General features: G+C 62.6%; 15 protein-coding genes. 11 read left to right on the top strand and 4 right to left on the bottom strand.

Translation table 11 applies throughout. From position 1 onward, the window contains the following. Positions 1 to 39: 39 nt before the first annotated feature. The 5 genes from V3H56_RS27240 to V3H56_RS27260 all read left to right on the top strand — a co-directional run bounded on the left by V3H56_RS27240 (position 40) and on the right by V3H56_RS27260 (position 8,963). Positions 40 to 510: an arsenate reductase ArsC gene (locus tag V3H56_RS27240; protein ID WP_338474050.1), complete on the top strand. Its 471-nt coding sequence runs from the start codon at positions 40 to 42 to the stop codon at positions 508 to 510. After that, the gene (gene arsH / locus V3H56_RS27245; RefSeq protein WP_338474051.1) at positions 510 to 1,244 is read left to right on the top strand and encodes an arsenical resistance protein ArsH; all 735 of its coding nucleotides are present in this window, start codon (positions 510 to 512) and stop codon (positions 1,242 to 1,244) included. Before V3H56_RS27240 ends, arsH begins: the two co-directional genes overlap by 1 nt. A 501-nt stretch (positions 1,245 to 1,745) precedes the next feature. Next, positions 1,746 to 2,777, top strand: a complete 1,032-nt coding sequence (locus tag V3H56_RS27250; protein ID WP_047735700.1) for a histone deacetylase family protein — start codon at positions 1,746 to 1,748, stop codon at positions 2,775 to 2,777. Between the two features lie 11 nt (positions 2,778 to 2,788). Further along, positions 2,789 to 3,889, top strand: a complete 1,101-nt coding sequence (locus tag V3H56_RS27255) for a polyamine ABC transporter substrate-binding protein (RefSeq protein ID WP_042730503.1) — start codon at positions 2,789 to 2,791, stop codon at positions 3,887 to 3,889. 463 nt (positions 3,890 to 4,352) lie between these two features. After that, a complete protein-coding gene (locus V3H56_RS27260; protein WP_338474052.1) occupies positions 4,353 to 8,963 on the top strand; it encodes a DUF6543 domain-containing protein in 4,611 nt (1,536 codons plus the stop codon). A gap of 171 nt (positions 8,964 to 9,134) precedes the next feature. Here V3H56_RS27260 and V3H56_RS27265 read toward each other — a convergent pair whose 3' ends face one another. After that, positions 9,135 to 10,742 (bottom strand): PLP-dependent aminotransferase family protein, encoded by a 1,608-nt coding sequence (locus V3H56_RS27265; protein WP_338474053.1) that lies wholly within the window; start codon positions 10,740 to 10,742, stop codon positions 9,135 to 9,137. 99 nt (positions 10,743 to 10,841) lie between these two features. Between V3H56_RS27265 and V3H56_RS27270 the strand changes: the two genes are divergently transcribed. From V3H56_RS27270 to V3H56_RS27280, 3 genes are read left to right on the top strand one after another with little or no spacing between them, the layout of a single operon-like run. Next, positions 10,842 to 11,483 carry an FMN-binding negative transcriptional regulator gene (locus tag V3H56_RS27270; RefSeq protein WP_047735693.1) on the top strand — a complete coding sequence of 214 codons (642 nt, stop codon included), beginning with the start codon at positions 10,842 to 10,844 and terminating at the stop codon, positions 11,481 to 11,483. A 2-nt stretch (positions 11,484 to 11,485) separates the two neighbouring features. Continuing rightward, the gene (locus V3H56_RS27275; RefSeq protein ID WP_042730036.1) at positions 11,486 to 11,932 is read left to right on the top strand and encodes a GNAT family N-acetyltransferase; all 447 of its coding nucleotides are present in this window, start codon (positions 11,486 to 11,488) and stop codon (positions 11,930 to 11,932) included. A gap of 10 nt (positions 11,933 to 11,942) precedes the next feature. Beyond that, the gene (locus tag V3H56_RS27280; protein ID WP_212803176.1) at positions 11,943 to 12,617 is read left to right on the top strand and encodes a GNAT family protein; all 675 of its coding nucleotides are present in this window, start codon (positions 11,943 to 11,945) and stop codon (positions 12,615 to 12,617) included. A gap of 58 nt (positions 12,618 to 12,675) precedes the next feature. On the opposite strand, the gene V3H56_RS27285 is transcribed toward V3H56_RS27280, so the two are convergent. Together V3H56_RS27285 and V3H56_RS27290 are read right to left on the bottom strand one after the other, a co-directional pair. Then, the gene (locus tag V3H56_RS27285; RefSeq protein WP_338474054.1) at positions 12,676 to 17,628 is read right to left on the bottom strand and encodes a hypothetical protein; all 4,953 of its coding nucleotides are present in this window, start codon (positions 17,626 to 17,628) and stop codon (positions 12,676 to 12,678) included. Between the two features lie 237 nt (positions 17,629 to 17,865). After that, positions 17,866 to 18,765: a homocysteine S-methyltransferase family protein gene (locus V3H56_RS27290; protein ID WP_338474055.1), complete on the bottom strand. Its 900-nt coding sequence runs from the start codon at positions 18,763 to 18,765 to the stop codon at positions 17,866 to 17,868. Between the two features lie 112 nt (positions 18,766 to 18,877). Here V3H56_RS27290 and V3H56_RS27295 point away from each other — a divergent pair, with 112 nt between their 5' ends. The 3 genes from V3H56_RS27295 (at position 18,878) to V3H56_RS27305 (ending at position 22,870) form a co-directional block, all read left to right on the top strand. Continuing rightward, complete coding sequence (locus tag V3H56_RS27295) at positions 18,878 to 19,699, top strand: ABC transporter substrate-binding protein (RefSeq protein WP_042730032.1); 822 nt, start codon at positions 18,878 to 18,880, stop codon at positions 19,697 to 19,699. Further along, entirely contained in the window at positions 19,696 to 20,532 is an 837-nt protein-coding gene (locus tag V3H56_RS27300; RefSeq protein ID WP_123579264.1) for an amino acid ABC transporter permease, read from the top strand. The genes V3H56_RS27295 and V3H56_RS27300 overlap by 4 nt, the downstream gene beginning before the upstream one ends. Positions 20,533 to 20,740: 208 nt before the next feature. Further along, a complete protein-coding gene (locus V3H56_RS27305; protein WP_338474056.1) occupies positions 20,741 to 22,870 on the top strand; it encodes an autotransporter domain-containing protein in 2,130 nt (709 codons plus the stop codon). A gap of 197 nt (positions 22,871 to 23,067) precedes the next feature. Here the strand turns inward: V3H56_RS27305 and oadA are convergent, their stop codons facing one another. Continuing rightward, positions 23,068 to 24,876 carry a sodium-extruding oxaloacetate decarboxylase subunit alpha gene (gene oadA, locus V3H56_RS27310; RefSeq protein ID WP_338474057.1) on the bottom strand — a complete coding sequence of 603 codons (1,809 nt, stop codon included), beginning with the start codon at positions 24,874 to 24,876 and terminating at the stop codon, positions 23,068 to 23,070. Positions 24,877 to 24,887 lie beyond the last annotated feature (11 nt).

The following is a 24,887-nucleotide window of genomic DNA, read 5'->3' on the forward strand; positions in this document are numbered from 1 at the left end:
TTAGCCTCTGACAACCGCCGAAAGCGGCAGGAGTACCCCATGCGAATCCTGTTCATGTGCACCGCCAACAGCTGCCGGAGCGTGCTGAGCGAAGGGTTGTTCAACCACATGGCACCCGAGGGAATGAGCGCGATCAGTTCGGGAAGCGTCCCCAGTGGGCGTCTCAATCCACGCGCAGTCAGCACCTTGCAAAACCTCGGCATCGACACCTCAAGGCTCTACAGCAAGGGCTCTGAAAGCTTCGCCGATAACCCGCCAGACATAGTGATCACGGTATGTGATAAGGCCAGGGGCGAGCCTTGCCCTGTCTACTTCGGACCGGCGATCAAGAGTCACTGGGGCTTGGCTGATCCATCGGATGTGCTAGGCAGTGATGAGGAGATCCAAGCGGCATTCGACGCGACGGTTGCGAAGATTCGCCAGCGCTTTGCGGCATTCCTCGCTCTCGACATCAGCGCCCTCGGCAAGACCGAACTGAAACAGGCGCTGGACGCCGTGGGAGAGCTGTGATGACCGAATCAACCCGCGACACCGCTAATGAGTTCCCGAATCTCGACCTGTCACTGGTTGACGTCCCGACCCCGGAGAAACTGTCGGAACGAGCAGTGCCACCCCATAAACCGCGCATCCTTTTACTGTATGGGTCAACCCGTGAACGTTCCTTCAGCCAATTACTGACACGAGAGGCTGCGCGCCTTCTGGAGCTCATGGGCGCTGAGACGGTTGTCTTCGATCCTTCCGGGTTGCCGTTGCCAGACGACGCACCGGTTGACCACCCCAAGGTGCAGGAGCTCCGTGACCTGGTGATGTGGTCGGAGGGACAGGTTTGGTGCTCGCCAGAACGTCACGGCTCCATGTCTGCCGTATTCAAGGCACAGATCGACTGGATCCCCCTCGCACTCGGGGCGGTTCGTCCCTCGCAGGGCAAGACCCTGGCAGTGATGCAGGTCTGTGGCGGATCTCAATCGTTCAACACGGTGAACCAGCTTCGCGTGCTGGGTCGCTGGATGCGCATGGTCACGATCCCCAATCAATCATCGGTGCCGAAAGCCTTTCTCGAGTTCGATGAAGCAGGGCGCATGAAACCATCGTCCTACTACGACCGCGTTGTGGATGTGATGGAGGAGCTGATGAAGTTCACTCTGCTCGTGCGAGGCCGCGAACATTACTTGGTGGATCGTTATTCCGAACGCAAAGAAAGCGCCGAAGCGCTCTCCAAGCGCGTGAACCAACGGTCTATTTAAGCGATTCGTTTTGCCATGTAACGGGCGGTAGCGGGGCACAGACTGCGTAGGCCGTCCAAGCGATCCACGCGCCGTTCGTTGGCTCCCTCCCATCTGCGTTGAAGATCTCCGTCAAATTCCTCCACGCACCGGCGGCGATATTAAATCCGTCCCCTTTTCCTCTGTGGGAGCGGGCTTGCTCGCGATGAAATCAACGCGGTTCCCAGCGAAAACCGAGCCCCTGCATCACCCAAAATCCCTTCTCCTACAGCCTCAGAATGTCGGTTGACTAGGCAGCCAGATAGACCGTGTTGAGTTTTTGGGGCTGCTGCGCACCCCAACGGGGATAAATCCCCTCGCCACAGAGAGAGTGCCGAGCTCTCCTTGACCCCCCCACAAAGAGCCATTTACGGTCAAACCTTTTGGCCATTTCGATCCCCTTTTGGCCGCTCCTGCCGTTCTCTCCAACAGCGCATCCCGCAAGACTGTCAGTTACTGGAACAGCCTTGCGGAGAACAATAAATGCTGACGATCTATTCCGACGATCACCACCTGCATCACGGCCGCTGTGAGTTGATGGATGGGCAGTTGATGCCCTGTTTCGAGATGCCTTCGCGGGCCGATCATGTGCTGGAGCGGGTCAAGGCGCGGGCGTTGGGCCCGGTCGAGGCACCACGGGATTTTGGTCTCGGGCCGATCCAGCGTATCCACAGCGCGGCGTATCTGGCGTTTTTCAAAGGGGCCTGGGAGCGCTGGGCCGCGTTCAATCGCGAGGGGGATCTGTTGCCCTATACCTGGCCGGCGCGGACGTTGCGCACGGTCATGCCGACCAGCCTGCACGGCCAGCTCGGCTATTACAGTTTCGATGGCGGCGCGCCGATCACTGCCGGCACCTGGCAAGCGGCCTACAGCGCCGCCCAGGTGGCCCTGACCGCCCAGGCCGACATCCAGGCCGGCGCCCGCAGTGCGTTTGCGTTGTGCCGCCCGCCGGGGCATCACGCCGCCGGTGACTTGATGGGCGGTTATTGCTACCTCAACAACGCCGCCATCGCCGCCCAGGCCTTTCTAGACCAGGGTCATCGCAAGGTCGCCATCCTCGATGTGGATTACCACCACGGCAATGGCACCCAGTCGATTTTCTACGGGCGCAGCGACGTGTTGTTCGCCTCGATCCACGGCCATCCAGAGGCGGAGTTTCCGTTTTTCCTGGGTTACGCCGACGAGCACGGCGAGGGCGACGGTGAAGGTTTCAACTTCAACTATCCTTTGCCGGCCGGCTCGGGCTGGGACACCTGGAGCGCGGCGCTGGAGCAGGCCTGTGGCGAAATCCGTGGCTACGACGCCGATGTGATTGTCGTGTCCCTGGGTGTGGACACGTTCAAGGACGACCCGATCTCCCAATTCAAGCTCGACAGCCCGGATTACCTGGCGATGGGCAAACGCATCGCCGCACTCGGCAAGCCGACCCTGTTCGTGATGGAAGGCGGGTACGCGGTGGCAGAAATCGGCATCAATGCCGTGAACGTCCTTGAAGGTTTCCAAAGCGCCCAATGAGGAAGAAAAGCATGAGCAGACTCAAGCGTTTGATGGTTCCAGCCCTGTGTGCTGCGCTGTTCGGCGGCGCGGTACACGCCGAAGAGCGGACCCTGCGGGTCTACAACTGGTTCGACTACATCACGCCCAAGGCGCTGGAGGATTTCAAGGCGCAGAACAGCCAGGTCAAGCTGGTCTATGACATCTTCGACACCAACGAGGCCCTGGAAGCCAAGCTGCTGACCGGTAACTCGGGCTACGACGTGGTGGTACCGTCCAATGTTTTCCTGGCCAAGCAGATCGAAGCCGGGGTGTTCCAGCCCCTGGACCGCAGCAAGCTGCCGAACTGGAATCACCTCGATCCCAAGCTGATGAAGCTGATCGAAGCCAACGACCCGGGCAACCAATTCGCCGTGCCCTACATGTACGGCACCATTCTGATCGGCTTCAACCCGGACAAGGTCAAGGCCGCCCTGGGTGACAGCGCGCCGGTGAACAGTTGGGACCTGATCTTCAAGGAAGAGAACATCAGCAAGCTCAAGCAGTGTGGCGTGGCGCTGCTCGATTCGCCATCGGAAATCCTGCCCCTGGCCTTGCAGCACCTGGGACTGGACCCCAACAGCAAGAAGCCGGCGGACTACGCCAAGGCCGAAGCGCTGTTGATGAAGATCCGTCCGTACATTACCTATTTCCACTCGTCCAAGTACATGGCCGACATCGCCAATGGCGACATCTGCGTGGCGGTCGGTTACTCCGGCAGCTTCTCCCAGGCGGCCAACCGGGCCAAGGATGCCAAGAACGGCGTTGTCGTGGACATGCGCTTGCCCAAGGAAGGCGCGCCGATCTGGTTCGACATGCTCGCCATCCCCAAGGGGGCGAAGAACCCGGAAGATGCCTACACCTTCATCAACTATCTGCTGCAACCGCAGGTGATCGCCCCGGTCAGCGACTTCGTCGGTTACCCGAACCCGAACAAGGACGCCACGGAAATGGTCGACCCGGCGATCCGCCAAAACCCCAACCTGTACCCGACCGAAGCGGCCATGGCCACGCTGTATACGTTGCAACCCTTGCCACGGGACGCCGAACGGGCGCGCACGCGGGCTTGGACGAGGATCAAGTCGGGTCAATAGAACGGTGAGGTCGTCCCTGGCCTGGGGGTGTGAAAGCTGGGTATACCCGTGATTCCAGTGTGGGAGCGAGCTTGCTCGCGATGGCGGTGTCAGGCACCGCCGTGTTGAATGGGCTGGCGCCTCCGCGGGCAAGCCCGCTCCCACAGGGTCGGTGGGGTTTGTAGTCCCGGGTATACCCGTGATTCCAGTGTGGGAGCGAGCTTGCTCGCGATGGCGGTGTGTCAGGCGCCGCCGTGTTGAATGGGCTGGCGCCTTCGCGGGCAAGCCCGCTCCCACAGGGTCGGTGGGGTTTATAGGCCTGGGTACACCCGTGACTCCAGTGTGGGAGCGAGCTTGCTCGCGATGGCGATCCCCCAGCCACCTCCCCCAAAAGCCCCATACATAGTTACCGCCGCCCCTGTTTTCCGCGCCGCTAGCATGGAAATCCCGAAGCGCTCGGCTTCGCCATTCCATACGGACTCAGATGACACCCACAGCCACCCCCACGATACCCAGGGCCGATGCCAATCCCAAGGATGCGATCCTGAATCAGTTGCTCGCCGGGCCCACGTATCCGGAGGTCGCGTCGATTCTCCTGCGCGATGGCCTCAGGAAGCTCTACCCCACGCTGAACCTCGATCCGCACAATACCGTGGTGGGCGAGCCGGCCTGGGACATTGTCGATGACCAAATCGTGCGACGGCCCACGCGCTACGAAACCCTCAGCGAAATACTCGCCGGCCTGGTGAATGAAAAAGACGATTCGATACTGCTGATCGAAGGCCTGCACTTCCTGACCCAGTTGCCACTCACCTCCCCCGATGTGCATTTACCGGTGCGAATCGACCAGATCGGGCGCCTGCTCAATGAGCTGATGCCGGCCATGCTGACAGCCTGCCAGGAACAGCAACTGGCGTATTGGAATGACTCTCTCGGTGGGTCCGGTCCCCGCTGGCACCTACTCTCCAGTGCGCTGCGCCAGGCCTGGAACGTCGGGCGCATCAAGGGCTGGACCGCGACCGAGTGCGACATGGCTCGACAATTGTTCGCCTACCCCGACCGCAAGAACCGCAAAGAGCACGACCCTTACGACTGCCACGCCTATTTGATCGACATCGATAATGTCGACGGCCCCAGCACGAAGCGCCTGAGTGACAGTTCGATCGTGCTGATCGGCACCCTCGACAAGAAGGAGGTCATCCTCAAGTACTCGATCGCCGGCGGTTACCAGAAATTCGATTCACAGCAGGCCCTGGGGCAATCCCTCGCCGCCCATTTCGATCCGGCCACCTATCGCAAGATCAAATGGCGTCTGTATGAGCCTGAGGGCAATATTTTCGATCACAAGGCCTGCGGGATGATTGCCGAACAGATCGAGATCATCGGGTCTTTCCCACAAACATGGGAAACCTACGAGCCTCCTGCCAGTGTTGAAGAAGGCGAAGAAGATCTGCTCGTGGCCTGGTTCCAGAAACAGATACCTCATTGGTTAATGGACGCCTCGCCGTCCGATCAGATCCTGTTTGCCCAGCACATGAAAAACCTGTCGATCCTGAATCAGGAGCATGTCGGCAAGACCTACCTGGACGGCATCGAGCCGCTCAAGGACTTCACGCTGAACCTGCTGAAAAAGCAGATGGTCGCGGACCATGCCGACGCCTCGCGGCTTGATTTGGAGGCCATCGAGATCGAGGTGCGCAGCCCGGTGATCTGGGGAAGCTTCGTGGTACCCGGCCAGATCGAGACCACCCGCTTGAGCCTCGTCGAGCTGGCCCTGCAAAACCTGATCTCCCTCCCCGTCGGCGACAAGACCGTCAAGCTGCGGGACGACACGCCAGCGCCCGGATGGCTGACCGTCGAGTACGTCGAGAACCTCATCACCCAGGTCGATATCGGTCGCGTCTACCCCGAGTTGATCAAGCGGATGCTGCTCGACGATCCGGCTGAATCGAGCCGCCGCGAACAGTTGTACACCGCTCAGTTGCGCATCCAACTGCCGATGCTGGCGCTCGAATGCAAGATCCGCGGCCAGGGTCACCTCGACGACACCGGCTACCGCTACGTCGCCGCGCTGATGGAGCCTGCGCCAGCTGATCGCAAGGTGGACGGCAAAACCATCGTCCTGCGCCCACTGGCTTTCGTGCCAGAACTGCAACTGGGCGACGCGCAAGACGTGGTGAGCAACATGTTCATCATCGGCCCCGAGAACTCCAGCGCCGGGCCCTGCCTGCTGTATCGGCCCATGCTGGAACCGCAACTGAACCAGTATCCGTCTTTCAGCAACCTGCTGTACGCCATCCGACAAGACCCAACGTTACGCCAATCGATACTGGCCTGGTTGCCCGATGGCGTGCGCGACGATTACGGCCGGTTCGTTTTTCCGGATGTCTTGCCCTCCCCTTGGGGCATCGTGGCATTCGTCGCCGACCCGTTGAGCGCCTTGGCCAACAGCGGTCCCGTCAGCTTGACCGACAAGACCCTGGGGACGAATTTCCTGCCGCTGTTGTTCAAGGCCAATGCCATGGCCCTGGTTAACCTGGCCGATCGTCAATCGGTGTCCAACCGGGAAAACCGCTGGGAGACCTTCAAGCGCGCGGGCTGGTTGTTGTTCAACCTCGCCTTGCCCTACCTGGGCACCGCCGTCGGCACCGCTGGCTGGCTCTGGCAGATCCTGGACGACATCGACAAGCTCACCCAGGGCAAGGATGCGGCCGACCGGCCGGCCAAGTGGGAGGCGTTCACCGACCTGCTGTTGAACATCGCGCTGGCGATCATCACCCATGCCGTCGACCGCGCCAGGGCGGCCAGAAACACTCACCGCGAGTCAATCTCGCAAGAAGTGCGCGAACTGGAAAGTCTACCTAAGCCGCCTCATAAGCTGGTGATCGAACAGCTCGCGCCGCTTGCCAGCGCTTCGCTGCCCACCGAGCACTTCGAGGCCATCCGCTCCAGCGGCGCGTTGATGGGCATCTCGAAGGACAGCACACGGCAGCTCGACAGCTTCAGCATCGACGAACCGGCAAACCTCGGTTCATTCCAAAGCGACGGTGCCCTCAAGGGTCTCTACAAACAGGACGGGGTCTGGCACGCGAAAATGGCCGGCAAGTGGTTCAAAGTGCAGGTCGAAGGCGAGCTGGTGTCTATCGTCGACGCCCAGGACCCTGCGCGCGAAGGCCCCCCGCTGATCAGCGATGGCCACGGCAAATGGCACATCGATACACGCTTGCGCGTGCGCGGTAGCGGGTCCAGGGGCATCCGGCAGAAAGTCATCGCCGATGCGCAGCGGCGCCGGATCGACCTGCTGGCTTCGCTGAACCAATTCGAAGCCAAGAAACCGCAGAACCAGAAACTGTTGACCATGTACGCCGTGGAAATGGACGAGGCGGCGGGCACCGCCAGGGAGGTCAAGCGCGACACCTACATCGCAACGCTGAAGGCCCAGCGGGAAAACTACGAACAAGCGCTGAAAACCCTGATGGAATGGCCGCTGTTCCAGTCCCGGCCCGACTACCCCCGCACACGGCTCGGCTACCTGAATGCGCAGATCAACTTCACCTTCGCCGAGATGGAGGCCCTGGGGGAACGGTTCGTCCCGGCCCTGGACAAGGCCAAAAGCATGGTCACCTCCGGGGTCAGGGTGTTGGAGCAACAGCACATTGACGCGGCCGAAAGCATGATCAGCGTCGGCGACGATATGATCGAGCGCCTGGACTACATGGAGACGCGGTTCATCGAACTGAAGAGCGTCGGCTATGAGGGCTTCGAGTTCATCCGCCGGCACCGCAAGAAAATGCCACTCTATACCAGCGCCGACCTGCGCCTGATCAAGCTGGATATGTTCCGCCACCTGTGCCTGACACTCGACAGCGTCGAATCGATGCCCGAAGGCTGGGAAGCGATCAACCAGATCGTCGATAACGCCACGGTCGCGTTCCAGAGCCTGCGCGACGCCATCGACGAACGCAGCGTGATTCGCCTCGATGAACGCATCGACGCGTTCGGCAGCCTGGCCGAGCAGTTCGCCGCCATTGACGAACACCTGCACTACCTGGGCAACGAGTACACGGGCAGCGTGCGGTCGCCCCAGCTCGCTCGCCTGCGCAAGGGGATTGCCACGCTGGAACAAACCACGATGCAGCACTTGGCGGCGGCCCTCGATGAGCGTCGGGATAGGCGCAACGCCGGTTCCCCGTACGAGCAACGCCCCCGGCCGAGGAAAAAATTCATCCGGGCGCGCTTCTGGGGCCTGGTGAGCGGTGAGCCGCGCTTGTCCCGGTTGATGGAGGAAACCGATTGGGTCGACGTGAAGAACCCGTTCTCGGGGGAGATCATCGTCACGTTCCACCGCAAGGAAACCGGCGAGTGGATCCCCCATGTCAAACCCGACGCGACGCCGCCGGCCGTTCCGTCCCTGGACGTCAGCGTCACCAAGGGCCAGGACCTGATCAACGGGCTGACAGCGTTCAAGGCGCAGATGCAAGCCGCGGTCACACAGCCCGACAAGACGCCCGCCGGGATCGGGATGATCCTCAATGCCCACGCCGGCAGGATGGAGAAAGTCAGCGCGGCCATCCAAAAGGCCCTCGACCAGGCCCAAGGCGTGGCTTCGAACGAAACGTTCGAGCTGCCAGAAGCACAACGGCGCTCGGCGCAAGCCTTGCGCACGCAGCTTGAACGCGAGGCCAGCGCGTTGTACGTCCTGGGTTTCGACACTGTGTTGAATGTCATCAAGCAACGCCCGCCGACCATGAGCAGCATCGTGTGGCTTAAAAGCCGGAACCAGATCTCCATCACCAAACAGAAGAGCCGGCAACGCATCAAGACCCCGCCCTACGGCTACCTCGACCGATATGAGATCAAGGACGTGAAAACCGGCAAGACGCTCTGGTTCGCCGACTTCCGCTATTCGACCAACTGGGTGCCCGCCTACGCGTTTCTTTCGGCGCGCTTGAAAACCATTGAGCAAGCCAGCCAGCAGGCCGTTGCCACCGACGCCGGCCAAGCCCTCAGCCAGCGCCAGTTGATCGACCGTTACCGCAGCGAAATTGCCGTGGACCAGGCCAAGGAGGTGTTCTTTCAAAAAGCTCGGCCATGAACCGTAATGCCGTTCACTTCAGGTTTATCAGGGCTCGTGGCGAGGGAGCTTGCTCCCGCTGGAGCGCGCAGCGGTCCCAAGTTTTTGGGGCGGCTACGCAGCCCAGCGGGAGCAAGCTCCCTCGCCACGGGGCGGTGGCGTTTTTGGGTTAACGGGTATGAACCGAGGCCCTCAGGGCTTCCAGGCTTGCGCCAGGCTCGCCAGGGCGGTCGCGATGGCCGCCGGTGGGACCGCGGCGAAGCCCAGCACCAGCCCGCCATGGATGGGCGCGGTGGTGCTGGGCAGCCAATAGCTGCTCAGGCCATTGATTTCGACCCCCGCCGCCGTCGCCTGGGCGATCAGCTCGCGCTCACGGGCAAGGTTGTCCACCGGCACCGTGACATGCAGCCCGGCGACGACAGTCGGCAGGGTGCCAACCCCCGGAATGCCTTTGGGCCAACCGGCCAGCAGCGCGTCACGCCGGGCCAGCGCGGCCCGGCGCATCCGCCTGATGTGACGCTGGAAATGCCCGGCCGCCATGAACTCGGCCATCACCGCCTGGGTGCTGACTTCGGAGTGGCGCACATCCACCGCCCGACGCCGGGCGAAGGCATCGACCAAACCCGCAGGTAGCACCAGATAACCCAGGCGCAGGGCCGGGAACGCCACTTTGCCGAACGTCCCGACATAGAGCACGCGCCCTTGGCGATCCAGGGCCGCCAACGGCGCCAGCGGCGCACCGCTGTAGCGGTACTCGCCGTCATAGTCGTCCTCAACGATCCAGCCGTCGTTGCGTTCGGCCCAAGCCAACAGCTCCAGGCGCCGCGCAAGGCTCATGACGACCCCGGTCGGGTATTGATGGGACGGCGTCACGTAGGCCAGCCGGCAATGGCTCAACGCACTGAGCGCCGTGCAATCCAGGCCATCGCCATCCACCGGCACGCCCCTCACGTCGGCACCGGCCACGGAGAATGCATGCCCGGCCGCGCGATACCCCGGGTTTTCCACCGCCACGACGTCGCCAGGGTCCACCAGCAACTGTGCACAAAGGCTGATCCCCTGCTGCGCGCCACTGGTGATCACAATTTGTTCAGCGGTGCACGACAAGCCGCGAGAGCTGCGCAGGTAGGCCGCGATCAGGCCGCGCAAGCGCGCATCCCCCTGGGAGTCGCCGTAGCACAGCTGTTGCAGGTCGGGCTTGCGCCAGAAAGCCGCATTCAGCTTGGCCCAGACGTCGAACGGGAACAGGTCGAACGCCGGGACACCCACCCGAAACGCCCGCGGCGGACCGCTGGGAGGCTGGGCCAAATGGTGCTTTTCGACCCGCTCCAATCCACCACTGTGGATAACTTTACTGGATGGAAGCACAGGTAAATCCAGCCAATCTGTGGATAAACCCGTGGATAAGCCTGTTGACAACCCTGTGGATACTTTTGTGGATATGTTTTTCGGCGCCGGCTCTTTCTCGAAGGCACGCGTTCCATTGTGGGAGCGAGCTTGCTCGCGAAGCGGCCACCCCGATCCCGGCGAGGACAACTGCGCCACATAGGTACCGTCCCCCACCCGCCCCTCGATGAATCCCTCGGCGTACAGTTGATCGTAGGCCCGTACCACGCTGTTGCGGGAAATCGACAAGGCCGCCGCCAGGTCGCGGCTGGCCGGCAGGCGCGTGCCGCTGGCCAGGCGTCCGTCCAGCACCCGCGCCCGCAACGCCTGGTAGAGCTGGCGGCTGAGCCCCTGGCGGCGATCCAGCTCGATGCCGGCCGGATTGAACGACAGCGGCGGTACGGCGTTGCTCATGATGACCCTCGCAATGGACCTATCGAATTGGTCTGAAGTGGCTCTTACAACAGACCAATAGCCTGCCTAGGATGCTCCCATTCGCCAAGGAAAAACATCATGTACAACCCCAAAGCCTTTGCCGTCGAAGACCTGCCCCAATTGCACGGGATGATGGCCGAATGTCGCCTGGCCTTGCTGGTCACCCACGGCGAGCAGGGCCTGCAGGCCAGCCACCTGCCGTTGCTGCTGGACCCGCAGCAAGGGCCCAACGGCAGCCTCTACGGGCACATGGCCCGGGCCAACCCGCAATGGCGCGACCTCGAAGCCGGCGCCGAAGCGCTGGTGATCTTCGCTGGAGCCGATGCCTACGTCAGCCCGGCGTTCTACCCAGGCAAACACGAGCACGGCAAGGTCGTGCCCACCTGGAACTACCAGGCCGTGCACGCTTATGGCCGCGCCGAGGTGTTCAGCGACGCGACGCGGCTGCGCAAACTGGTCAGCGACCTCACCGACCGCCATGAATCGGGGCGCACGCAACCATGGCGCATCGACGATGCACCGGCCGAGTACATCGACAGCATGCTCAAGGCCATCGTCGGCTTCGCCCTGCCCCTCCAGCGCCTGGAAGGCAAGCGCAAGCTCAGCCAGAACCGCAGCCCGGCGGATGCCGCCGGGGTACGCCAGGGGCTCGCCGCCAGCCCCGATCCACAGGACCAGAATGTCGCCCGCCTGATGTCCGTCTTTTCGCCCAAGGAGTGAACATGAGCCTCATCCAGATCCGCCCCGTGACCGCTGACGACCACGCCGCCTGGCTGCCGCTGTGGCAGGCCTACCTGACGTTCTACAACACACAGCTGCCGGAGGCGGTCAGCCACAGCACCTGGCAACGCCTGCTCGATGAGCGCGAGCCGACCCACGGGGCCCTGGCCTGGCGCGACGACACCGCCATCGGCCTGGTGCACTTCATTTATCACCGCTCGAACTGGAGCATCGAGAATTCCTGCTACCTGCAAGACCTGCTGGTAACCCAGCAGAGCCGTGGCACCGGCGTCGGTCGGCAGTTGATCGAGTTCGTCTACACCACCGCCAAGGCCGATGGCTGCTGCAAGGTGCATTGGCTGACCCATGAAACCAACGCCACCGCGATCCAGCTCTACGAGCGCATCGCCGAACGCCCCGGTTTCATCCAATTTCGCAAAGCCTTGTAAGGAGCGCCGCATGTTGACTTCACTGGCCGACTGGAAAGGCGCCCCGACGCCGTCCACCCAACTGATCGAAGGGCGTTTCATCCGCCTGGAAAAACTTGACCCGGCGCGCCATGCCGACGGTTTGTGGCAGGCGCTCGAAGGCCCGGGCGCCGATCCGAAGCTCTGGGACTACCTGCCCTACGGTCCCTTTTCCGAGCGCCAGGCGTTCGATGCCTGGCTGGACAACCATGCCGCCCACCTCGACCCTTACTTCTTCACGGTGATCGACCGCGCCAACGAGCAGGTGCAAGGCATTCTCAGCCTGATGTCCATCGTTCCAGCACAAGGCCGCATCGAGATCGGCCATGTGACATTCGGCGCCGCGATGCAGCGCTCGCCGAAAAGCACCGAGGCGGTCTACCTGCTGGCCAGGGAAGCCTTCGCCCTGGGTTATCGGCGCCTGGAATGGAAATGCAACAACGCCAACGCCCGCTCCCGGTATGCCGCCGAACGGCTGGGGTTCACGTTTGAAGGGGTGTTCCGTCAGCACATGGTGGTCAAGGGGCAGAACCGCGACACCGCGTGGTACTCCATGCTGGATTCGGAGTGGCCGGTGATCGGCGCGGCGTTTGAACAATGGCTCAGCGACGAAAATCAGCGCGAAGGCGGCCAGGTGCGCAGCTTGGCGCAATGTCGCTCGGCGTGATGAGTGAACGAGGATCGCCGCCGCGCCTCGGTTCGCGGTGGCGATCGATCAAGGACGATCAGGACTCAGGCGGCTTCCTCGTGGCCAGGAACGGCTTGAGCACCTCGGGCGTCACGCCGCTTCGGGCGTACGGCCAGGCCCATCGCGGGATGGTCCCGTGGGCACTCACATAACTGGCGAAATCCAGCCGGCTTTGCCCCGCAGGGCTCGCTGAAAAATCGAAGTTGTAGAGGAAGTACTGGGCCTGCCGTTCGGTCATGGCGTAGGCCCCCAGGATCAATCGGTGCGCCCGGCCCTCATCATTGACCAGACTGTCGATCAAGGCACCGGTGAGCGCCGACTCGCTGTCGAGCGAACCCGGCCGTCCCAGCGCGAAACGGATGTTGTCGTCACTGAACTGCGGCCCGATCAAGTCATGCCAGATAGCCCTGGCGCCATCACGGGTAATCCCGCGCATCGAGCGAATGGAGACCCACAGGTTCGGCCGGTTGAACAGGATCGCCACCCGGCTGTTGGACAGCGGCTGCCCTGGCATCGCGAACAACCTGGCGACCGCCGACAGGTCACTGTCCTTGAAGTACCGCACCTCCTGGAGAAAGCCGAAAAAGTCCAGCAAGGCCTGCCGATGCGTGAACAGGCTGTGCAGGTTCCAATCATCGAACGGCCGCATCCAGTTGATATCGATGGCACCGTACCTCGTCAGCTCGTCATAGTGACCACTGGCGTAATCGCCGATCAGCTGAAGGCGCGTGTTGGAAATGCTCGGGGTGCGTATCCATTGTGAAAGCAGGCTCACGGGGAACAGACCGCCCAGGTTGGAGGCGATCACCGGGGATTTGAGAAGAATATTTGCCCGCGCCTGCAACACAGGAAATCGCTCGAGCGCCACGGTGAGCAGGTCGACCAGGTCGTCGGCGCGGTCGTAGTAAATGTGTTGCTCCAGCAGGTCCGCGTCGTCATCCATGGGGTTGCCGGTCTCTTGCTCGTAGCGCCGCTTGGCCTTCTTCAAGTCTTCGCTATCCACCAGGTAGGCACCGTTGAGCGCCTCGTCGAGTTGCGTCTCGTTGAGGTGGCCATGCAGCGCCTCGTCATAGCGCACATAGGCCAGGCTGTTACGAGGGTGATGATCGGTCAGTTCCCGAGCCTTGATCCCGTATTCGAGCATGATGTGCACCACGTCCTGGGAGAACATCAGGTACTCATTGTTGAGCAGTTCGACAATCGCCGCGCGCTCGATGGGCGGCAGTAGTGTGTCCTCGAAGAAGGTCCGCAGGGCCTGATCGGTTTGCGTGTAGTACGGAACGCTGCTCAGTATCGGACGACCCGGCGCCCGCGGGGACAGGTAGCTGCCGATGTGTCGCAGCACCTCCGGTGGCAGGTCGGCGTTCCAGGCGTTGTTCAATGTTCGACGCGCCACGTCGTCGGCATACAGCTTGAGAAAATTCACCAGCGGTTGAAACAGGTTATGCGGGTTACCCGTGCCGTAGACAATCTGGCTCACATCAAAGACCGCGGCCTTGCCCATCAGATGTTCCAGCGAACGGGCATTGTCAGCGAGCGCTTGCTGCAGGCCGGTGGGCGGCGCTATCAGGTACTGGCCCATCTCCGGGTGGCGTTCGATGTAAGCGGCGGTTTCATTGCGCAGGCGCTGCATCGAGAAGGTTTGTGGCGACTGGCCCTCGTTCAACCCCCGGGCAACGGCATTGAAGAAGCAGTTGCCGTCCGGATCGAAGGTGACGTCGGTGTCGCCCGCCAATCGCAGCGAGTAGTGGTTTTCACCGGTGCGGATCAGCACGACGTCCGTGTCGGACCGCAGCGGATGCGTGCCAGTCGGATAGCCGCTTTCAACCTGGCCTGGGGTAAAGCGGATCGACCAGTCCCGTTGCCCTGGTCGTTGATCGATGATCAACAGGCTGCGATTTTGTGGCCAGCTTGGAAGGCGGGTGATGAGTGACGGGACCAGGTCCATGATCTCCACGTCCCACGCGTTGGGCGTGCGGATCAGGTTGGCCACGGCGCGAAGCGATGTCGAAGGTTGCTTAGGGGCTGACGGGCCCGGTTGGGGAGGTCCTCCGCTAGGGCGTTTGCCCCCTCCGCCCAGGCCAAAGCCCACGGCATGCCACTGCCCATCAGGCGCGCGGGCCACCGTGCTTCTCATCACGCCACTGGCGCGGATGTTCGACCCTGAAACCGGGTCGACGATGGTCGCCTCGATGGCCCCGAGCGGCGTATGGTCGTGCACCCGGAACACCACGCCGTCGGGTTGCTGCACATACACCCGGCGCGCGACGCTCCCCGTGGCGCTGTCGGTGATCGCGGGGCGATAGAAGCCCCGGGCATCGGCGGAAACCCCGCGCAGCACCGTGGTGTCCGCCACCGCATAGCGACGATAAAGCGCTGTTTCGAGGGGCAGGCCAAACGGCGCGCCAGCCTGGTTCTGACGGGCCGTAACTGCCAGGAACGAGGAGCCCCCTCGCACATTGAAGCTCACGCCACCGAGGCCGGTTGTCTTACGGGTGTTGGCCACCGCATGGACAAACGCCAGCGTCGTAGTGTTGGTGGGCACGGCACCGGTCTTGAGCACCAGCAAGCCGGTCCTGACGGCACGGGCCAGCATCTGAAAACCGGGGATCAACAGCAGGCCGGCCAGGTCCATGACGATTTCAACCGCCATCATCACCAGCCGCGCAGTGGTTTGCAGCCCGATGTCCCGGTTGCTGTTGGAGCGGTGGTCCGCATAGGCGCTTTGGAAATTGACGTGGGCGCGGTGAAAGTTCTCAAGCCAGTCACCGCTGATCAGCCAGCCACGGATCAGGGGCCGACCGCGGTGCTGCCCCAAGGCGCGCTTGACCTGCTCTTGATCGAGGGCGGAGATGCGCGAGCGGAAATAGGTGCGCCATTCTTCCTGTTGCAGCAGCCCGGTAATGCCATCGCTCAGATCGGCAAACTCATGCAGGTCATTGCCCTCGGGGCTGTCTGGCAAATACACGCCCACGGTGCCCTTGATGTCAGGCCCGGCCTGGTCTGAAAAGATCAGCGCACCGTCGATGCTCAGGGCATTGCGCGGCGCGTTGCCCTGCCCATCAACGCTGCCACCCAGGAGCAGCCCATGGACATGAACCCTGCGTCCACCCACCCAGGCCCGCTCGGCAACCGTGGGTGATTGCAGGATCGCCTCCAGCCAGCGGGCCAGCAGTTTGCGTGGTGAGGCGGGCTGGGCATCCGGATCGATCACCCTGGCCTTGAACACAGCATCGCCCTGGAGCGTCGCCTCATAGGCCTTGAATTCCAGATTGGCCCGGTACGCCGCCTGCCAGGCCGCCTTGTAGCGTGGTTCATTCATGCGCTGGCGCAACAGGATTTCATAGTTGCCACCGGCGTCGATGCTCGTCGCCATGCTGGCCAGCTCGGGCCCGGTCACGGTGATCGAGAAGCCGCTGTCCGGGTGTCGGATGCGCTGGCCATGGCGGTCGATCAGGTAGACCGCCAGCACTTCGCGCATGGCGTTCGGGTATTGCGGCGCCCGCAGATTGTCGAGCATCAACTGAGTCAGACTGCTGGTGCGCGACTGCCTCGGGTTGGCCTTGTCGCCATAAGACAGCCTGACCTGCGTCCGGTCCGGGTCCACGTCGATGCGCGGGTGGAGGGTTTGCCGCAGGTACTGCTTGATCTTCTGTCGCGTGAATTGCACCAACGTCGGCACATCGCTGCCCAAGGCGTAGACGGCGTCGAACACCTGGGTTTCGAGACGACGATAGTGGGCCTGCTCGGCCGGTGCCGCGCGCTTGTAGAAAGCGGGACGCTGCCTCTCTATCAAGGCTTCCTGGCGGGCCGCCAGTGGCCCGGCCAACGACAACGATGGCAGGCCAAGGGCATCTTCGGTGAGCCGGGCAAAGTCACTCACCGCCACCGTGGCGTTCGCCGGCGCGTCCAAAACCTTTTCCAGCGCTGCGCCTTGCATCTGCAACAGGTCCGCGGCCGCCACCTCGAAAACGTGCCCGGACAGTTCGGTGGAAATGTCCTGGATCCTGCGTTCCTGGCCGTCAAGAAAGGGACGTACGCGGCTGACCAGGTCCTGGAATGCCTCGAAGCGCTGAAGCCCTCGCTCCAGGGAATACAGGAACAGCGATGGTCGGTCGGTAAACCTGATCACCATCGCCGCCGGCCACTTCTGCGGCTGCGCCGCGCCGTGGTCGAGCATGACCGCGTAGACATGAGGCACGGGGGCTCGCGACAAGCGGCTTCTGTCGGCCTGGGACGGGTGGGTGATGATGAGGTCCAGCAAACGGTCGTCATCGCTTTGCTGGATTCGCGCACTGTGGCTGGGCTGGGCGACAGGATCCCGATCGGCCTTGTACAGGTCGAACAGGTGCAGGAAACGTCGGCATAACAATTGCGCCAGGGCGGCTTGCGTGGTGGACGAGGCCGTCACGCCCAGGGACGCTTCCCAGTTCTGGCGCTGGCGAAAGCGCGCCAGTTCGTCACGGAACTCACGTTTCACCTGCTCGTTCGTGGGCGGGTGGGCGATATGGAACACCGTCTCCAGGGCCCGCAGCGTAGGCCCGTCCAGTGCGCCGGCAAAGAGGCTGCCGCCCTCCTCAAGGGAATCGGGGCGGGTGAAAAAACCGACGCCACCGTTGGCGAAGGCAGGTGCCGTGTCGGTCAGCAGGCTGTTGCGCAGCACCTGGGTGAAACGCTCTGATGACGTGAGGGTGCGCTCACCGCTCGGGCTCGTGGTGAAGCGGTTCACATAACAGTGATCCGGCTCCAGGTTCGCCAGCAACGAGGGGCGAAAGGTCTGTGGGGCAATCCTGGCCTTGAGCAAGCTGACCAGCAGGTTTGCGATGACCGTGTCGAAGGTGGGAACGGCGGCGAACAAACGGGCCAACTGTATTTGGTGGGTGTCCAGCAGGTCCAACTGCCTGAGTTGCTCCCTTGCCTGGGCGTCGGTCGCGTCCGACTGGGGGCCAGGCGACGCACTGCCCGGCTCATCGTTGGGAAAAATCGACATCTGAAGGATCCGGTTCTGATTGAAGAGTCCGGACCCTATCGCGCTGTTCGAGCCGCCATGGCGTACATATGTATGGGGGGCGGCTGAACCGGGAGGCAAGCGTAAGCTGATATGACCTTTGCAAGGCCCACTGTGGGTGCGGGCTTGCTCGCGAAGCGGCCGGCGCGGCCTGACAAAGGCTGCGCGTTATCGTTCTTCGCGAGCAAGCCCACTCCCACAGAGGATGGGGGGCAAAGCTCAGGCCAGCTTTTGCGCCAACACCGCAATGTGCTCCGGGCCGATCCCGCAGCAGCCGCCCAGATGACTGGCCCCACGTTTCTGCCAGTCCGCTGCCCATTGCAGGTAACCCGGCGGATCGAGGTCGTCGCGCAGCGGGTCCAGACCGTCATTGGCGGTGGCTTCTTTCGGTTGCGGCGGGAAGGCGTTGGCGTAGGCACCCATGTTGATCGCCACCCCGAGGCGCTCGAAGGTCTCACGGGCGGCATCGATCGCCGCCCCGATCACTTCCGGCTGGCTGCAGTTGAACAGCAGTACCTGGACACCCAGTTCGGCCGCGACCGCCGCGGCCTCCGCCACCGGCTCACCGGAACGCAGGCGCGGCACTTCGTCGGTGTCTTCATCTTTCAAGGTAAACGACAGCCAGAACGGCTTGCCGTCCTTCGGCAGCCCGGCGTGGATCGCCCGCGCCTCGACCGTGGAACTCTGGGTCTCGGCCAGCCACAGGTCGACATGGGGCGCCAGGCCGGTGACCAGGGGCGTCAGCAGCTCGCTGGCACGGGAGGCGTCGAACAGGTCGGGCCGATAGGAACCGAACAACGGTGGCAGCGAGCCGGCCACCCGCACCGCTTTGCCGGATGCCAGCACGGCCCGTTGCGCCAACGCCCCCGCCAACGCGGCCAACGCCTGGCCTTCGGCGGCGAAACGCGCCTCGCCGATGTGAAACGGCACCACCGCGTAGCTGTTGCTGGTGATCACGTTGGCGCCGCTGGCGATGTAGGCCGCGTGCACGGCCTCCACGGCCTCGGGTGCTTCGCTCAAGGCCAGCGCCGACCACTCCGGCTGGCGGAACGGTGCGCCCCGGCGTTGCAGTTCGCGGCCCATGCCGCCATCGAGAATGACTGTCGTTGCTGCGCCCATATGCGATTCACTCATAAGCTTATGAAAAATACTCACTACCGGAGTTGTTCTTATAACTATTTAATACGCAGCCATCGGCTGACCACAACTTATTTTTTACCCGGGACTGCACATGAAACTTCAACCTTTGTTGGCCCTGGGCCTGACCTTACTGGCCGCTTCATCGCAGGCGTTCGCCGGCGCCACCCTGGACCGCATCGAACAGAAAAAAGAGCTGGTCGGCGTGTTGATGGAAAGCTATCCACCCTTCTCGTTCCTGAACGAACAGAACCAGCTCGACGGTTTCGACGTGGACGTCGCCAAGGCCGTGGCCGAGAAACTGGGCGTGAAGCTGCGCCTGGAAACACCGTCCTGGGACGTGATCGCGGCCGGACACTGGAGCGGCCGGTATGACATCTGCATCTGCTCCATGACCCCGAGCAAGGCGCGCGCCGAGGTGTTCGACTTCCCGGTGCAGTACTACGCCTCGCCGGCGGTGATCGTGGTCAACGCCAAGGACGACAGCATCCATGGCGCCAAGGACCTGAGCGGCAAGAAAGTCGGCCTCACCAGCGCCTCCAGCTACGAAAGCTACCTGAACAAGAACCTGGTGATCGAAGGCGCCGAAGACACCCAGTTGAGCTACCCCTTCGACAATGTCCAGATCGCCCCGTACGACACCGACAACGTCGCGTTCCAGGACCTGGGCCTGGGTGCCGGCGTGCGCTTGGACGCGGTGCTGACCAACCTGGTGACCGCACAGCCACGCCTGACGCAGGACAAGCGCTTCAAACTGGCCGGCGAAGCGCTGTACGCCGAACCGAACTCGGTGGCCATCGAAAAAGGCGATGCCCAGTGGGACGCCAAGGTGCGTGAAGTCTTCACCCAGTTGAAACAGGACGGCACCTTGAGCAAACTCTCGCAGAAATGGATCGGCGCCGACATCACTCAATGACCTCTTTCCCGTCCCCTTCTCGGCCACCGCAACCGGTGGCCGAGTCGCGTCTGCAGAAAATCTTCGGTTTCCGCACCCGGCTATACCTGACCTGGGCCACGATGCTGGTGCTGTTCGCAAGCTTCTTCCTGAGCTTCGACCTGAAGTTTTCCATCATCCTCGACAAACTGCCGAACCTGCTGGGGCTGCACCTGGCCCCCAACGGTTTCCTGCAAGGGGCGGTGCTGACGCTGTTTCTGTGCCTGTGTTCGATCGTCGCCTCGTCGTTGCTCGGCTTCATCACCGCCCTGGCGCGCCTGTCCAGCAGTGCGGTGGCGTTCGGCATCGCCAGTTTCTATGCGTCGTTCTTTCGTGGTACGCCGCTGCTGATCCAGATCCTGCTGATTTACCTGGGCCTGCCACAACTGGGCGTGGTGCCCGGCGCCGTCACCGCCGGGATCATCGCCCTGTCGCTGAACTACGGCGCCTACCTGAGTGAAATCTTCCGCGCCGGCATCGTGGGCGTTCCCCACGGCCAGCGTGAAGCGTCCCTGGCGCTGGGCTTGAGTGAAACCGTGATGTTCTGGCGCGTCACCCTGCCCCAAGCCATGCGCACCATCATCCCGCCCACCACCAACCAGTTCATCTCCATGCTCAAGGACTCCTCCCTGATCTCGGTGATGGGCGTCTGGGAAGTGATGTTCCTGGCGCAGTCCTACGGGCGCTCCAGTTATCGCTACATCGAAATGCTCACCACGGCGGCGATCATCTATTGGCTGATGTCCATCGCGCTGGAACTGATCCAGGCGCGGATGGAACGGCATTATGGGAAGGCGTATCTCAAGCGCAGCTGACGTTGCGCGGCGGGTCAAACCGATGGATCCGAGGATGCTGTAGGGCAAAGCTGCGGATCCTGGAGGCCAATGCGCAAATGCGTAAATGGCTTTATGAGTGGCCTACAGATTTCATCCGGTGTGTCTTGCTCCTGACTCGGAGTTGGCTGGCATCACGCTTCGGGCTGCGTTTTTACAGTGTGGACTCTGTTCATGAGGGTCCACACCGATGCCTATCCAACCTTTGTACGCTCCCCACTGCCTTGCGCTGGCGATTGCCCTGGCGCTCGGCCACGCCGACGTTTCAATGGCTCAATCAACCGCCAAAGGCGTTGCGTCGCCAGCCTCAGAAACCGCCGCCCAGATGCAGGCTCGCCTCAAGGCCTTCGCCCATGCGCCGCTCATCCAGCGCGACAAGATCACCCAGGATGTCACACTGGAAAAAGGCGACGAAGACGATCTGGTCATCGTGAGCGACGGCGGCAAACTCATCGGCCCGAGCGAGGGTGGAGGCGGCATCAACGTCTTGCAACTGGATACCGGCGCGGGTGGCCTGCTGGACGAAGTCCGAAACTTCCAGGACTTGCATGTCAGACAGGGAGAATGGACGAACACCGTGAGGTTCGACGGCAAAAGCCTGGTCGAACCGAAAGCCAGCCTGATCAACACCGGGCACATGGGCGGCGAGGTACAGGTGCTGGGCAAGTTTGATAACTCAGGCACTGTGGAGGGGCCTGTGTTCGTGAAGGCCAAAGGCAGGTTCAGCGGCGCCGGAACGGTCGAATCGCTGAACGTAGCGGGTGAGCTGGTGGTCAACCCGCAGAACGGCGCCCCAACGGTTACTAGGAACCTGGCGCTGTCGAAGAGCGCAACCCTGGTCTATGGCGTCAACCCCGAGGGTGGCAGCGCCACGATCAAGGTCGGTGGTGTCGCGACACTGGGCAACGCGACCCTGAAGGTCGTCACCGCACCGGGCGAATACGTGGGCAGCCGCCAGCATGTGGTGATCGATGCGAAGCAGGTCGTGGGGAAATTCGCAAAGGTAGACAGCGACCTGGCATTCATGACGGTGACACCTGACTACTCTGCCGAAACCCAAGTCAGCCTGACCTATGCCCGCAACGACGTACCGGTCACGCAGGTGGTGACGACTGAAAACGGGCAATCGTTTGTGGAGGCTATTGAAGACCTGCAGCAGGTCAAACCGACAGCACCCGAGCCTGTCGCAGTGCCCAGCGTTGCCCAGGCGGCGGTCCAGCCGGAAACGGCCGCAACGGCAGCCCCATTCATCGAACCCTTGCAAACAACCGCTCAAGCGTCCGTCGCCCCAGCACAGACAGACACCCCGGAGTCAAAACCCAACACCGCCATCAACGCCCTGCTCGGTACCAACCTGACGATCGCTGCCAACGCCATCGATCAGTTGGCGGGCTATGACGCGGCCGACCTGGGCAGCGCCACCCTGAGCAGCATCGCTCCCATCAGCACCGGGATGCTCGCGGCCATGGGCCAGAACACTCTGCAAGGCACCGATGGCAACGGCCAGGTCTGGATCCAGGCCATTGGCAACAGCGGCCGCATCGGCAAGCACCTGGATGACTACGCCCTGAAGCATTCGACTACAGGCGTGCTGTTGGGGACCGATTGGGCAATCAGCCCGACTTGGCGGCTGGGAATCGCCGGTGGCAAGAGCGAGACGCGGCTGGACGGTCATCGATTCGATGGCCGGCTCGACAGCTGGCACGTTGGCGCCTACGCCCTGCGTCAGGAGGGGCCGCTGGCGCTGCGCCTGGGCGCGCTGTATGGCGGCCACGACGGCGGCACCAAGCGCCACGTTGCCTTCAACGGTTTCAGCGATCGCCTCAAGGGGCGTTACGATGCCACGACACAGCAGGTCTTTGGGCAAGTCGGCTACAACCTGGATGTCGGCCATTTCGATGTCGAGCCCTATGTCCAAGTGGGCTACCAGCGCTACCAACGCGATGACTTCAGGGAGAAAGGTGGTGATGCCGCGCTGCATTACGAGCGCCAGGCCCAAGACCATTACAACAGTGACCTGGGCCTGCACCTGACCCGCCCCTTCGTGCTTGACCAGGGCGCGCGGCTGACACCCCGCCTGAGCGTCGGCTGGAAGCACACCTATGGCGACCTGCGCGGCCACTCCCGTCAACGCCTGGTCAGTGGCGGCAAGACCTACACCGTCGACGGCATCGAGTTGGACCGCGATAGCCTGCTCCTGGAAGCTGGGCTGGACCTGACGGTTTCGCCACGCCACACAGTGGGGCTCAGTTACAAAGGTGAAACCGGCCAGGACAACCGCAACGGTGCAGTAATGGGGCAATGGCGAATGATGTTCTGACTAGCTTAGTGACAGCGCCGCAATCTTTGTGGGAGCGGGCTTGCTCGCGAAAGCGTCGGTACATCCGACATTTGTGGTGGCTGTCACACCGCCTTCGCGAGCAAGCTCGCTCCCACAGGGGGCCGCGAAAAATCCAGGCAAAAAAAAGGGGAGCCCATGCCCCCCCGAGGTTAAAACGCTGGATCGAGGCTGTTAACTCAGCCTTCGATCTCGATCAGGATCTCGCCCGGATTGACCCGGTCGCCCTTGGCCACATGAATGGAGGTGACCTTGCCGGCGATGGCCGCCTGCACTTCGGTTTCCATTTTCATGGCTTCGGTGATCAGTACGGCTTGACCGGCCTTGACCACATCACCTTCCTTGACCAGCACATCGACGATGTTGCCCGGCATGGTGGTGCTGACGTGGCCTGGCGCGGTGGCTTGATTGCGCTTGCTGCCGCCACCGCCGACAAACTCGTTGAGCGGTTCGAACACCACTTCTTCCGGCATGCCGTCGATGGACAGGTAGAAGTGGCGCTTGCCTTCGGCCTTCACGCCGACACCGGTGATGTCGACACGGTAGGTTTCGCCGTGGACGTCGATGACGAACTCGGTCGGTACGCCTTCGCCGCCGACCGAGCCCACGCTGCCCGCTTCAGGAATGGGCAGCAGGACCTCGGGCGTCAGGCTGCCGGCTTCGCGCTCTTCGAGGAACTTGCGGCCGATGTCCGGGAACATGGCGTAGGTCAGCACGTCTTCTTCGGACTTGGCCAGCGCGCCGATCTCGCCCCGCAGCTTGGTCATTTCCGGCTTGAGCAGGTCGGCCGGGCGCACATCGATCACGTCTTCGCTGCCGATGGCCTGGCGGCGCAACTTCTCGTTCACCGCCCCCGGTGCCTTGCCGTAGCCGCCCTGCAGGTACAGCTTCACTTCGTTGGTGATGGTCTTGTAGCGCTCACCGGCCAACACGTTGAAGAACGCCTGGGTACCGACGATCTGCGAGGTCGGAGTCACCAGCGGCGGGAAGCCAAGGTCTTCACGCACCCGCGGGATCTCCGCCAGCACTTCGTTCATACGGTTCAGCGCGCCTTGCTCTTTCAACTGGTTGGCCAGGTTGGAAATCATCCCGCCCGGCACCTGGTTGACCTGCACGCGAGTGTCCACGGCGGTGAACTCGCTTTCGAACTGGTGGTACTTCTTGCGCACGGCGTAGAAGTACAGACCGATCTCCTGCAACAGCTCCAGGTCCAGGCCGGTGTCGAATTCGCTGCCCTTAAGGGCCGCGACCATCGATTCGGTGCCCGGATGGCTGGTGCCCCAGGCGAAGCTGGAGATCGCGGTGTCGATATGGTCGGCGCCGTTTTCCACCGCCTTGAGCTGGCACATCGCGGCCAGGCCGGCGGTGTCGTGGGAGTGGATGAACACCGGCAGCGACTGCTCGCTCTTGAGCGCCTTGACCAGCTCGCCGGTGGCGAACGGGGTCAGCAGACCGGCCATGTCCTTGATCGCCACCGAGTCGCAACCCATGGCTTCCATTTGCTTGGCCTGGGCCACGAAGGCCTCGATGGTGTGCACCGGGCTGGTGGTGTAGGCGATGGTGCCCTGGGCGTGCTTGCCAGCGGCTTTCACCGCCTCGATGGCCACCCGCAGGTTACGCACGTCGTTCATCGCGTCGAAAATGCGGAACACATCGATGCCGTTGACGGCGGCCTTGGCAACGAACGCCTTGACCACGTCATCGCTGTAATGGCGGTAACCCAGCAGGTTCTGGCCGCGCAGCAGCATTTGCAGGCGGGTGTTGGGCAAGGCCGCGCGCAATTGGCGCAGGCGCTCCCACGGGTCTTCCTTGAGGAAGCGTACGCAGGCGTCGAAGGTGGCACCGCCCCAGACTTCCAGCGACCAATAGCCGACTTTGTCGAGCTTGTCGCAGATCGGCAGCATGTCTTCGGTGCGCATGCGGGTGGCAAGCAGCGATTGGTGAGCGTCGCGCAGGATTGTGTCGGTAACGTGGATCTTCTTGGACATTGTCATGATTC

This window comes from Pseudomonas sp. MS646 (assembly GCF_036693845.1).
GTDB classification, from domain to species: domain Bacteria; phylum Pseudomonadota; class Gammaproteobacteria; order Pseudomonadales; family Pseudomonadaceae; genus Aquipseudomonas; species Aquipseudomonas chlororaphis_E.